Origin of the sequence: Yersinia sp. 2540 StPb PI (genome assembly GCF_052217165.1) — a bacterium.
In the GTDB taxonomy this organism is placed as follows: domain Bacteria; phylum Pseudomonadota; class Gammaproteobacteria; order Enterobacterales; family Enterobacteriaceae; genus Yersinia; species Yersinia enterocolitica_E.
On the sequence record NZ_JAZGQC010000001.1, the window covers coordinates 749,043 to 762,218 of the forward strand.

Genomic DNA, 13,176 nt, shown 5'->3' on the forward strand with positions numbered 1-13,176 from the left:
GTTAACTGACGAGCTTTTACTGTCAGAAAATGAGTATTAGGGCATTAAATCAACTAATTGGTTAATCATTGACCTTAGTCACTCTTTAAACGCTAAATGGATTGCATGATGAAAAGGTCGGTTCTGCTGTCAGTGTTCAGAATTTGGCTCAAAATCATGCCGTTAATCATAGGAAGAAATCATGCCAGTACTTCCCGATCGTCAGGTGATTAATCAGATTATTTCCGGCCATTATGCCGATCCCTTTTCCATTTTGGGTATGCACCAAACTGCGCAAGGGTTACAGATATGCGCTTTGCTGCCAGATGCAAAAGAAGTCTGGCTGGTCGAAACGGAAAGTGGGCGCAACATTGCTCAGTTGACCAGTGAAGACCCGCGCGGTTTTTTCATTGCGAAGCTTCCTCGTCGTAAAAGCCCGTTTCGTTATCAATTAGCGGTTACCTGGCAAGACAGTCCCCAAATCATCGAAGATCCTTATCGATTCGGGACGTTATTGCAGGATATTGACAGTTGGTTATTGGCCGAAGGCACCCATCTACGCCCTTATGAACGGCTGGGTGGGCATTTAATGAGCCTTGATGGGGTCGCGGGGGTCAGTTTTGCCGTTTGGGCACCTAATGCTAAACGGGTGTCTGTGGTGGGGGAGTTTAACTTTTGGGATGGTCGCCGCCACCCGATGCGGTTACAGCGCGAAAATGGTATTTGGGAGCTATTCCTGCCTGGCGTACAAGCCGGCCAGTTGTACAAATTTGAGATAATAGACAGTAATGATCAGGTGCGCTTAAAAGCGGACCCTTATGCATTTGAAGCTCAGATGCGGCCAGAAACTGCCTCGTTGGTCAGCCCGTTACCTGAAGTGGTGCAAAATACGCCAGCAAGACAGAAAGCCAATGATTTGCGCTCACCGGTTTCTATCTATGAAGTCCATCTCGGTTCATGGCGCCGCCATACCGATAATAACTATTGGCTCAGTTATGGCGAGTTGGCGGAGCAACTGGTTGAATACGTTAAATACATGGGGTTTACCCATGTCGAGCTGCTGCCGATTAACGAACATCCATTCGATGGCAGCTGGGGTTATCAGCCGCTCGGGTTATATGCACCGACCCGCCGCTTTGGTACTCCGCAGGATTTCAAAGATTTTGTTGCCGCATTCCATACCGCGGGGATTAACGTCATCCTTGATTGGGTTCCCGGTCACTTCCCGAGTGATGAACACGGGCTGATGCAGTTTGATGGCACCTCGTTGTATGAATATGCCGATCCGCGCGAAGGCTATCATCAGGATTGGAATACCCTGATTTATAACTATGGTCGTAATGAGGTCCGTAATTATTTGGCTGGCAATGCGTTTTACTGGATGGAACGTTTTGGTATCGATGCATTGCGTATTGATGCCGTGGCTTCGATGATTTATCGCGATTATAGCCGTGCTGAAGGGCAGTGGGTGCCTAACTATTATGGCGGGCGTGAAAATCTGGAAGCGATTGCTTTCCTGCGTTACACCAATCACACCATCGGCGTTGAGCGCCCAGGCGGTGTGACGATGGCGGAGGAATCGACCGATTTTCCTGGCGTGACATTACCGCCCGATGCCGGCGGATTAGGGTTTAACTATAAATGGAATATGGGTTGGATGCATGACACGCTCAATTACATGCAGTGTGATCCGATTCATCGCAAGTACCACCATAATCTGATGACTTTCGGGATGTTGTACGCCTATACCGAGAATTTTATCTTGCCTATCTCCCATGATGAAGTGGTGCACGGTAAGCGCTCGGTGCTCGATCGTATGCCGGGGGATGCCTGGCAGAAATTCGCCAACCTGCGTGCCTATTACGCGTTTATGTGGGCGCATCCCGGTAAAAAACTGCTGTTTATGGGCTGCGAGTTTGCACAGGGGCGTGAGTGGAATTTCGATACCAGCCTGGACTGGCATCTACTGGATGATGAAAATGGCTGGCACCGTGGCGTGCAGCGTTTTGTTCGTGACCTGAACCACTGCTATCAACAACATGCGCCACTCTATGAATTAGATTACCAGCCCGATGGCTTTGAATGGCTGGTGGTAGATGACCACGAAAACTCAGTGTTTGCTTTCTTGCGCCGTGATGCGAATGGTGGCGAACTGATTGCCATCAGTAATTTCACACCGGTGCCGCGTTATGACTACCGTGTGGGCATTCCGCAGGCAGGGCATTATCGGGAAGTACTTAATTCTGACTCTGAGTTTTACCGTGGCAGCAATCTGGGTAATCAGGGGGGGATCCATAGCCAGCATGTCGGTAGCCATAACCACGCGCACTCATTGTTGTTAACACTACCGCCACTGTCGACTATTTACCTGTTACGGGAGGGGTAGGATGACTGGCCTTACCCGTGGTTCCCCGACACCGATTGGTGCCCATTTTGATGGGGCTGGGATAAATTTCACGCTGTTTTCAGCTCATGCTGAACAGGTCGAACTGTGTCTGTTTGATGACAATAACCAAGAATTGAGGATTGCCTTGCCCGCCCGCAGTGGTGATATCTGGCATGGCTATCTGCCTGGAGGTAAACCGGGGCAGCGCTATGGTTATCGGGTCAGCGGGCCATTTGACCCACAACAAGGGCATCGTTTTAACCCACATAAATTATTGATAGACCCCGGTGCCCATGCATTAGATCGCAAAGTGGCGGATGATCCAAGCTTGGAGGGGGGGGTTAATCAGCCCGATGAGCGCGACAGTGCTGCCGCCTTACCTAAGTGCATTGTGGTACATGAAGAATATGACTGGCAGGAGGATAAGTCACCGGCTATTCCTTGGGGCAATACCGTGATTTATGAAGCCCATGTGCGCGGCTTAACCAAACTGCACCCTGATATTCCGGCTGATCTGCGTGGTAGCTATGCGGCGTTAGCTCATCCCGTCATGATTACCTATTTGCAAGACATGGGCATTACCACACTGGAGTTGTTACCGGTGCAATTCCACGTCGATGAACCTCGTTTACAGAAGATGGGGCTGGGTAATTATTGGGGCTATAACGTGCTGGCGCCTTATGCCGTTGATCCTGATTATGCCTCGGGCCGTGACGGTATATCTCCGCTGCGAGAGCTGCGAGATGCGGTCAAAGCGTTACATAAAGCGGGTATCGAAGTGATTCTCGATGTGGTGTTCAATCACAGCGCCGAATTGGATATTTTTGGCCCAACCCTGTGCCAGCGCGGTATCGACAATGCTAGCTATTACTGGCTCACTCCTGACGGTGAATACGACAACATGACTGGCTGCGGCAATACGCTGCGGCTTAATCATCCTAATGTCATGCAGTGGGTTATCGACTGCCTGCATCATTGGCTCGATAGCTGCCATGTTGACGGCTTCCGCTTTGATCTGGGTACCGTTCTGGGCCGCACGCCGGCTTTTGACCAACATGCCCCTTTATTCGCCGCGCTGGCTGCCGATGAGCGGCTGCGTGCCTGCAAAATGATTGCCGAGCCTTGGGATATTGGTCTGGGAGGCTATCAACTGGGTAACTTCCCTACCGGTTTTAGTGAATGGAATGACCAGTATCGTGATGCGATGCGCCGTTTCTGGTTACGGGATGACTTACCGCTGGGGCTGTTTGCGCAGCACTTTGCCGCTTCAAGCAATCTTTTCCAACAGCGGGGGCGTTTGCCTTCCGCCAGTATCAATCAAATTACCGCCCATGATGGTTTTACTTTGCAGGATTTGCTGTGTTTTAACCAAAAGCACAATCAAATCAATGGAGAGGAAAACCGTGATGGCAGTGATAACAATCTTAGTAATAATTTTGGTAGCGAAGGGTTGGTGGCTGACGAGGCTATCTGGCAACGGCGTAAGTCTTGTCAGCGGGCATTGTTGGCCAGCTTATTACTCTCGCAGGGAACGCCAATGTTACTGGCCGGTGACGAGCATGGTCACAGCCAGCAAGGTAATAACAATGCATATTGTCAGAACAACGTCCTCACCTGGCTCGACTGGGGCAGTGCGGATCGTTCATTAATGACATTTACCGCCGATCTTATCCGGTTACGCCAGCAAATTCCGGCCCTGATTAAGGACGCATGGTGGCAGGAGGGGGATGGCAATGTGCAATGGCTGGATAGTCAGGGGCAAGTGCTGAGTGATGCGGCTTGGGAACATGGCTGCCAGAAACAGCTGCAAATTCTGTTGTCTCAGCGCTGGCTGGTGGTGATTAACGCCACTGGTCAAGAATGTGAAATACAGTTACCTGCGGGGGAATGGGAGGTTATCCCTCCTTTTGGGCCGTCAGAGCAGATGGAATCATTCACCGTATGGAACGGAGCCGCGCATGACATTTGCGTGCTCGTACTGAAATCTTAAGGAGTCAGCCATGGTTAAATTCGAAAATAAAGACCCATTGATGTTAGCCAGACAATTACCGAATAAATCTGTAGCGCTGATTCTGGCCGGAGGTCGTGGTTCTCGCCTGAAAGATTTGACCGCCACCCGTGCCAAACCGGCGGTACATTTTGGCGGCAAGTTCCGTATCATCGATTTTGCGCTATCTAACTGCTTGAATTCAGGTATCCGCCGTATCGGTGTCATCACCCAGTACCAGTCTCATACTCTGGTGCAGCATATTCAACGTGGCTGGTCATTCCTCAACGAGGAGATGAACGAGTTTGTTGATTTATTGCCTGCCCAACAACGTTTGAGCACCGAGCATTGGTACAAAGGTACTGCGGATGCCGTTTATCAAAACCTGGATATTATCCGCCGCTATGAGGCGGAATATGTGGTCATTCTGGCCGGTGACCACATCTACAAGATGGATTACTCGCGCATGCTCATCGACCACGTAGAGAAAGGCGCTGAGTGCACCGTTGCTTGTATCCCGGTACCCATTAACGAGGCCAATGAATTTGGGGTAATGGAGGTGGACGAGGATTACCAGATAACGGCTTTCTTTGAAAAACCTGCGAACCCGCCTTCAATGCCTGGACGGCCTGATATGGCGTTAGCCAGTATGGGGATCTATATTTTTAATGCCAATTATCTGTTCAAGTTATTAGAAGAAGATATGAATACCCCTGGCTCTACCCATGATTTTGGTAAAGATTTGATTCCCAAACTTACCGAACAGAAGGCGGCTTGGGCACATCCGTTTGATCTCTCCTGCGTGACCTCCAATGCCGAATTGCCACCTTATTGGCGTGATGTTGGGACATTGGATGCCTACTGGCGGGCCAACCTGGATTTGGCATCGGTCACACCAGAGCTGGATATGTATGACCGTGCCTGGCCAATCCGTACCCATATGGAGCCGTTGCCGCCGGCTAAGTTTGTTCAGGATCGCTCCGGTAGCCATGGCATGACCATGAACTCGCTGGTCTCCGGTGGCTGTATTGTTTCTGGCTCGGTAGTGGTGCATTCGGTGTTGTTCCCTCGGGTTCGGGTGAACTCGTTCTGTACCATTGATTCCACGGTATTGCTGCCTGATGTCAATGTTGGTCGCTCGTGCCGTTTACGCCGCTGCATTATTGATCGCGCCTGTCACATACCTGAAGGGATGGTTATCGGGGAAAACGCCGATGAAGATAGCGCCCGTTTTTATCGTTCGGAGGGCGGGGTGGTGCTAGTGACCCGTGCGATGCTGGCGAAATTAGCCGTCAACGTCAAATAGGGCTATTTTATTTATCCGATAGGTGTCAGGAGTCACGATGCGGGTCTTACACGTATGTTCTGAGCTATTTCCTTTGTTGAAAACAGGGGGATTGGCTGATGTTGTCGGCGCTTTACCTGCCGCACAAATTGCTGAAGGGGCCGATGTTCGGGTCATGCTACCGGGCTTCCCTGATTTGCGTCGTGGAATACCAGACACCGTGCTGGTTAGGGAGATAGACACCTTTGCCGGACGGGTTTCTCTGCGCTACGGCCATTATCAGGGCATTGGTATCTATCTTATTGATGCTCCGGGGTTATATGACCGCGCTGGCAGCCCTTATCACGACCAGTCGTTGCATGCTTACGCCGATAACTATCGCCGCTTTGCCTTGCTGGGATGGATGGCGTGTGAGCTGGCCTGCGGGCTGGATGGCTTCTGGCGTCCCGATGTGGTGCATGCCCATGATTGGCACGCTGGGCTGGCCTGTGCTTATCTGGCGGCGCGTGGTAGACCGGCACGATCAGTATTTACCGTCCATAATTTGGCCTATCAGGGGCTATTTGCCGGGTACCATTTGGCTGAGTTACAACTCCCTGCCGCATTTTTCCAAATGTACGGGCTGGAGTTCTACGGTCAAATTTCCTATCTGAAAGCTGGGCTGTTCTTTGCTGATCATGTCACTACTGTCAGCCCGACCTATGCCAAAGAAATTACCCAACCTGCTTTTGGTTACGGCATGGAAGGGCTGCTGCAAGAGCGAGCCAGTCAGGGGCGTTTGACCGGCATCCTCAATGGGGTGGATAGCGCCATTTGGGATCCACAGAGCGATACCTTGCTGCATGCCTGCTATGACATAGAGAACCTGCAGCAGAAAGCGGTGAACAAAGTGCATCTGCAAACCACGATGGGGTTGGAGGTGACGGATAAGAAACCTATTTTTGCCGTGGTCAGTAGATTGACCGAGCAAAAAGGGTTGGATTTGGTGCTGGAAGCTTTGCCTGAATTACTGAAACTAGGTGGGCAACTGGCGGTTTTGGGGGCGGGGGATGCCATTCTACAAGAGGAGTTTTTGGCGGCAGCGGCAGACTATTCCGGCCAGGTTGGGGTACAAATTGGTTATCACGAGGCATTTTCTCACCGAATTATTGCCGGTGCGGATGTGATTCTGGTGCCTAGCCGTTTTGAACCTTGTGGGTTAACGCAGTTGTATGGTTTGAAATATGGCACTTTGCCACTGGTCCGGCATACGGGCGGGTTGGCAGATACCGTGGTGGATTGCGCGCTGGAAAATCTGGCGGATGGCAGCGCCTCGGGGTTTGTGTTTGATGAATGCGATGCGCAGGCATTGGTGCGGGCAATTCGCCGTGCTTTTGTTCTGTGGAGCCGGCCAAAACATTGGCGTCATGTTCAGCGTCATGCAATGGGGTTGGACTTTGGTTGGCAAGTAGCTGCTGGTCAATATCTGTCACTTTATCGGCGTCTCTAGTTGTCGATTTGTTGTAACCACGAATTGGGAAAACCGCTATGACATCACCGTTCAGTTATACCTCACCCGTTGTCAGTGTGGATGCGCTGAAACACTCGATTGCCTACAAATTGATGTTTATTGTCGGCAAAGATCCCTCGATTGCGACTCAGCACGATTGGCTGAATGCGACATTATTTGCGGTACGGGATCGGATGGTAGAACGCTGGCTACGTTCTAACCGCGCACAATTATCACAAGACGTTCGTCAGGTTTACTATCTGTCGATGGAATTTTTATTGGGGCGAACCCTCTCTAATGCACTGTTATCGATGGGTATTTATGAAGATATCGAACAGGCGCTGGATGAGATGGGCCTCAATCTGTCAGAGCTGTTGCAAGAAGAAAACGACCCTGGGCTTGGCAATGGTGGCTTAGGCCGTCTGGCGGCGTGTTTTCTGGACTCACTGGCAACACTGGCACTACCGGGCCGTGGCTACGGTATCCGCTACGAATATGGCATGTTCAGCCAGAAAATAGTGGATGGCCAACAGATGGAGTCGCCAGATAACTGGCTGGAATACGGTAATGCCTGGGAATTCCCACGCCATAATACCCGCTATAAAGTGCGCTTCGGTGGCCGAATTCAGCAGGAAGGCAGCAAAACTCGCTGGCTGGAAACCGAAGAAATCCTCGCCTGTGCTTATGATCAAATCATCCCAGGCTTTGATACGGATGCAACTAATACACTGCGCTTATGGTCTGCGCAGGCCAGTAATGAAATCAATCTGGGCAAATTCAATCAGGGTGATTACTTTGCTGCGGTTGAAGATAAAAACCATTCAGAAAACGTATCACGAGTGTTATATCCCGATGATTCTACCTATTCCGGCCGTGAATTACGTTTGCGACAAGAGTACTTTTTAGTGTCGGCGACGGTACAGGATATCCTCAGCCGCCACTGGACCATGCATCAGACGTTCGATAATCTGGCAGATAAGATTGCTATTCATCTCAATGATACTCACCCGGTCCTTTCCATTCCTGAAATGATGCGTCTGTTGATCGATGAACATAAGTTTAATTGGATGGATGCGTGGGACGTGGTGCAGCAGGTGTTCTCATACACCAATCACACGTTGATGACCGAAGCGCTGGAAACCTGGCCAATTGACATGATTGGCAAAATCTTACCGCGCCATCTGCAAATCATTTTTGATATCAATGATCACTTCCTCAAACTGGTACAGGAACAATATCCGTCTGAACCAGAACTGTTGCCACGAGTCTCTATTATTGATGAAACCCATGGGCGGAAGGTCCGTATGGCATGGCTTGCGGTGATCGCCAGCCATAAAGTTAACGGTGTGTCTGCTTTGCACTCTGAACTCATGGTGCAGTCACTGTTTGCCGATTTCGCTCACATTTTCCCTAATCGCTTCTGCAATAAAACCAATGGGGTGACGCCACGGCGCTGGCTGGGGTTGGCTAACCGACCACTGGCTACGGTATTGGATGACAGTATTGGTCACAATTGGCGAACTGATCTGAGCCAACTCAGTGAGCTGGAAAAAAACCTCGATTACCCAAGCTTCTTGCAGGCATTGCAAAAGGCCAAGTTGGAGAACAAAAAACGGCTGGCGGCTTATATTGCTGAAAAATTGAATATTGTGGTCAATCCGGGCGCGTTGTTTGATGTGCAAATCAAACGTATTCATGAGTACAAACGACAATTGCTGAATGTGTTGCATGTTATCACCCGCTATAACCGTATTCTCGAAGCACCGGATGAGAAGTGGGTGCCGCGCGTGGTGATTTTTGCCGGTAAAGCGGCATCAGCTTATTACAATGCTAAGCAAATAATTCGATTGATCAACGACGTGGCGAAGGTAATCAACAATGACCCTCGGATTAATAACCTGCTGAAAGTAGTATTTATTCCGAACTATAGCGTGAGTCTGGCGCAGTTGATCATTCCGGCGGCTGACCTATCGGAACAGATTTCGCTGGCGGGAACCGAGGCTTCGGGTACCAGTAATATGAAGTTTGCCCTCAACGGGGCGCTGACCATTGGCACACTGGATGGGGCTAACGTCGAGATCCGCGAACATGTGGGTGAGGAGAATATCTTTATCTTCGGCAATACCACCGAACAGGTCGAGGTGCTGCGTAACAATGGTTATAACCCACGGAAATATTACGATGAAGATCCTGAATTGCATCTGGCATTGACGCAAATGGCGACGGGCACCTTTAGCCCCGAAGACCCTAAGCGTTATACCAGCCTGTTCGATTCACTGGTCAATTTTGGTGATCACTACCAGCTATTGGCTGATTATCGCAGCTATGTGGATACTCAGGAGCAGGTTGATACGCTATATCGCCATTCGGACGAATGGACGCGCAAGACGTTACTCAATATTGCCAATATGGGTTACTTCTCTTCAGATCGTACCATTGAAGAATATGCCGATGAGATTTGGCATATTAAGCCTATCCGGCTGTAGTTATATCCACTGAGCTAATAATAAAAACCCTCTTCAACAGTCAACTGTGAAGAGGGTTTTTTTAAGCAGATCGGCGAACTGGGTTGGCTATCAGGAAACCAGCGATAATGTCTGTTGTTTCCCGGCCTGCACCTGTGCCAACCATTCGGCAACGCGCTGTTTCTGCGCATCGTCCAGAGCCATACCTAACTTGGTACGACGCCAAATCGCATCATCTAGTTCTACAACCCATTCTTTTTCAACCAGATAGCGTAATTCTGCTTCATACAAACCATGGCCGAAATGTTCACCCAAGCTTTCGATACTGGTAGCTTCTGCCAAAATTAGCTCGCTATGGCTACCATAAGTACGGGTATAGCGGCGGGCCAGCCCTTCAGGTAACCAGTTATAGCGATGGCGCAACTGAACAGTATAGTTGTCACGGCTGCCGCCAATATCACCACCCGGCAATGCGCCAGTCTTGGTCCATGCTGGGCCGACATTCGGATAGTAGCCAGACAGTTTTTCCAACGCGTGTTCTGCCAGTTTGCGATAGGTGGTCAGTTTGCCGCCAAATACAGAAAGCAGTGGTGCTTTACCCCCTTCATCGGCCACATCCAGCGTGTAGTCGCGGGTGACAGCTTGCGGTGAATCTGATTCGTCGTCACATAGCGGACGTACACCAGAGTAGGTCCACACGATATCGTCGCGACCCAACTGTTTTTTAAAGTGATCGTTATACACTTTCAGCAGGTAATCGATCTCTTGTGAGTCGATCTTCACCTCTTTCGGATCGCCGTGGTACTCCACGTCAGTGGTGCCGATGATGGAATATTCATCCAACCACGGAATGACGAAAACAATACGATGGTCTTCGTTTTGCAGAATATAGGCTTGTGGCTGATTATGAACCCGTGGCACGACGATATGGCTGCCTTTAATCAAGCGGATACCATAAGGCGATTTCAGCTTCAGGCCGTCGTCGAAGAATTGCTTAACCCATGGTCCGGTCGCATTTACCAAGCCTTTGGCACGCCAGGTAAAGGTTTTGCCGGTATTCACATCAATGGCTTCAACCATCCATAGACCTTGTTCACGCCAGGCACGGGTCACTTTGGTACGGGTGCGGACTTCACCACCGCGCTCGACCACTTCTTGTGCATTCAGCACCACCAGACGAGCATCATCGACCCAGCAGTCAGAATATTCGAAACCGCGCACCAATTCTGGTTTCAATACCGACTCTGGCCCAAAACGCAACCCTTTACTGGCAGGCAGACTGGTACGTTTGCCCAAGTGATCGTACAGGAACAAACCAGTGCGGATCATCCAGGCTGGGCGCAGGTGGGGTTGATGCGGCAGACGAAAACGCATTGGGAATGCGATATGCGGTGCCAGTTTCAATAATACTTCACGTTCGGCCAGTGCTTCACTTACCAGACGGAATTCATAGTGTTCCAGATAGCGCAGGCCACCGTGGATAAGTTTGGAGCTGGCGGAAGACGTAGCACAGGCCAAGTCTTGCGCTTCCAGCAGCAGAACGGACAGGCCACGCCCTGCCGCATCCGCAGCGATACCGGCACCATTAATGCCGCCACCGATCACGATCAAGTCTTTGGTTTCCATGCTTCCTCTCTCCAGATGTTCGAAACAGCTCTTTAATGTTCGTTTTCGCTCATGATTGTAATCAAAAACCAACAAACAAGCCAAGAGTTAACCAAAAAAAAACATTTCCCCGTGATGGAGGTAACATTTTTGTTATCAAAATGTGGGAGGAAGGACTGGATTTGGACTTAGTGGATAGTTGATCTGGTTCGGTTGTTCGGTGTTCGGTGTTCGATGATCCGATTAGGTTGTTAGAGCACTTGAGTTGCTTTAACAACCGCACCGGATCACCAAAACCAAAACTAAAATTTAACGACTAACACAACTCCAATTGAACCTGATGCTGCTCAATAATCTTCATCACACTGGGAGGAGGCATCTGATCGGTAAACAGATAATCAATCAAATTCATATTCCCCAAATTCACCATTGCGTTACGACCAAACTTTGAGTGGTCGGTTACCAGCATCACACAACGGGAGTTCTCGATAATTGCTCGCTTGGTGCGCACTTCATGGTAATCAAACTCTAATAGTGAGCCGTCCATATCAATACCACTGATACCAAGGATGCCGTAATCAAGACGGAACTGAGAAATGAAATCCAGTGTAGCCTCACCAATAATCCCACCATCGCGGGTGCGAACTTCACCACCAGCCAGAATCAGCCGGAAATCCTCTTTAGCCGTCAGCAAGGTAGCAACGTTAAGATTATTGGTCACCACCCGCAGCCCCTTATGGTTCATCAGCGCGTGGGCGACAGCTTCTGGCGTGGTACCTATATCGATAAACAGTGTTGCACCATCGGGGATCTGGCTGGCAACACGCTGTGCAATACGGGCCTTTTCTTCCGACCACATCACTTTACGATCGTTATAGGCGGCGTTAACTGAGCTGGAAGGGAGTGCTGCACCACCATGATGACGATGAATTTTGTTTTGGTCAGCCAAATCATTCAAATCACGCCGGATGGTTTGCGGGCTAACGGCAAAATGTTCTACTAACTCTTCAGTGCTGACGTAGCCTTGTTGGCGTACCAATTCAATAATCGCATCATGCCGCTGCGTTTGCTTCACTATAATCCCCTAATGCGCCTGGTTGCTCAGGCAGTTATTGTGTGGTTCTTACGCTGCTGCGCGTATCCCAAAATGCCATTAATAACCCAATAATCAAACCTGAAACGTGAGCCGCATTGGCAATCGACAAACCTAAAACATCGAAATAACCGGCAATCAGCCAGAGGACAGAAAAAGCCATTAAACCTCGGGGCAACGAGATACCGCGCTCGGGTGCGCGTTCGCCGGTCAGCCAGACATAACCCATTAAGGCATACACCACACCAGACAGACCACCAAAATTCACACCGCTAAATAGCGATTGCCCCCAGCCACTGAACAGGGCAGATACCACAGTTAATACCAGCAATTTACCGGTGCCAAGCCGTTTTTCCATTTGTCCTGCCAGATACCACCACCACATCAGGTTAAATAAGATATGCAGTAGCGAAAAGTGTAAAAAGCCATGGCTGACCCAGCGCCAGAGTTGTAGATATTGGCTCTCGTCACGGGGCCAGGCAAGCCATGACATAACGGCCGCATCGCCGACAATTTGCATCAGAATATAGATGGCGATGCACAGCACCATGACACTCAATGTCAGTGGGCCGGCCTGACTGCGCAGTGTCTGCAGGTAGGAAAAGCGCTGATAGGATAAATTTGAGTGTAAATTACCCGATTGCCAGCTTGCGGCTTGATAGCGTGGATTGAGGGGATCGAGCAAAAACTGTTCCAGCTCCTGCTGCACCAAGGGCAATTGCTCATCATCGGCAAGCCAGATCTCTGCACCCTGAGTATCAGGCCGAACTTCCAGTACCACATTGCGAGTGGCCATATAATCCACAAAGGCCTGCGCCAGACGCGGATTAGAGATTGCTATTACACGAATCATATTTATACCCTTCATCTTTCAAGTTGCAGCTGTG

General features: G+C 50.0%; 8 protein-coding genes. 5 read left to right on the forward strand and 3 right to left on the reverse strand.

Translation table 11 applies throughout. The annotated features are described in order from the left end of the window. The first annotated feature begins 181 nt into the window (after window positions 1-181). From glgB to glgP, 5 genes are read left to right on the forward strand one after another with little or no spacing between them, the layout of a single operon-like run. Window positions 182-2,365 carry a 1,4-alpha-glucan branching protein GlgB gene (gene glgB / locus V1956_RS03285; RefSeq protein ID WP_442824805.1) on the forward strand — a complete coding sequence of 728 codons (2,184 nt, stop codon included), beginning with the start codon at window positions 182-184 and terminating at the stop codon, window positions 2,363-2,365. Between the two features lies 1 nt (window position 2,366). Continuing rightward, the gene (gene glgX / locus V1956_RS03290; protein WP_420074874.1) at window positions 2,367-4,355 is read left to right on the forward strand and encodes a glycogen debranching protein GlgX; all 1,989 of its coding nucleotides are present in this window, start codon (window positions 2,367-2,369) and stop codon (window positions 4,353-4,355) included. 10 nt (window positions 4,356-4,365) lie between these two features. After that, window positions 4,366-5,658, forward strand: coding sequence for a glucose-1-phosphate adenylyltransferase (glgC, locus tag V1956_RS03295; RefSeq protein WP_083161267.1), 1,293 nt, complete (start codon window positions 4,366-4,368; stop codon window positions 5,656-5,658). Between the two features lie 37 nt (window positions 5,659-5,695). Next, complete coding sequence (glgA, locus tag V1956_RS03300) at window positions 5,696-7,126, forward strand: glycogen synthase GlgA (protein WP_083161265.1); 1,431 nt, start codon at window positions 5,696-5,698, stop codon at window positions 7,124-7,126. Between the two features lie 38 nt (window positions 7,127-7,164). After that, a complete protein-coding gene (glgP, locus tag V1956_RS03305) occupies window positions 7,165-9,612 on the forward strand; it encodes a glycogen phosphorylase (RefSeq protein ID WP_372560304.1) in 2,448 nt (815 codons plus the stop codon). Between the two features lie 90 nt (window positions 9,613-9,702). Here glgP and glpD read toward each other — a convergent pair whose 3' ends face one another. The 3 genes from glpD to glpG all read right to left on the reverse strand — a co-directional run bounded on the left by glpD (window position 9,703) and on the right by glpG (window position 13,142). Next, window positions 9,703-11,217, reverse strand: a complete 1,515-nt coding sequence (gene glpD, locus V1956_RS03310) for a glycerol-3-phosphate dehydrogenase (protein WP_420074875.1) — start codon at window positions 11,215-11,217, stop codon at window positions 9,703-9,705. Window positions 11,218-11,512: 295 nt separating this feature from the next. Beyond that, a complete protein-coding gene (locus tag V1956_RS03315; protein ID WP_083161259.1) occupies window positions 11,513-12,271 on the reverse strand; it encodes a DeoR/GlpR family transcriptional regulator in 759 nt (252 codons plus the stop codon). A 34-nt stretch (window positions 12,272-12,305) separates the two neighbouring features. Next, window positions 12,306-13,142 (reverse strand): rhomboid family intramembrane serine protease GlpG, encoded by an 837-nt coding sequence (glpG, locus tag V1956_RS03320; RefSeq protein ID WP_372560306.1) that lies wholly within the window; start codon window positions 13,140-13,142, stop codon window positions 12,306-12,308. Between the last annotated feature and the right edge of the window lie 34 nt (window positions 13,143-13,176).

Coding starts and splice junctions, on each gene's coding strand:
- glgC (WP_083161267.1), top strand. CDS start 4,366: ATGGTTAAATTCGAAAATAAAGACCCATTGATGTTAGCCAGACAATTA.
- glgA (WP_083161265.1), top strand. CDS start 5,696: ATGCGGGTCTTACACGTATGTTCTGAGCTATTTCCTTTGTTGAAAACA.
- glgP (WP_372560304.1), top strand. CDS start 7,165: ATGACATCACCGTTCAGTTATACCTCACCCGTTGTCAGTGTGGATGCG.
- glgX (WP_420074874.1), top strand. CDS start 2,367: ATGACTGGCCTTACCCGTGGTTCCCCGACACCGATTGGTGCCCATTTT.
- glpD (WP_420074875.1), bottom strand. CDS start 11,217: ATGGAAACCAAAGACTTGATCGTGATCGGTGGCGGCATTAATGGTGCC.
- glgB (WP_442824805.1), top strand. CDS start 182: ATGCCAGTACTTCCCGATCGTCAGGTGATTAATCAGATTATTTCCGGC.
- glpG (WP_372560306.1), bottom strand. CDS start 13,142: ATGATTCGTGTAATAGCAATCTCTAATCCGCGTCTGGCGCAGGCCTTT.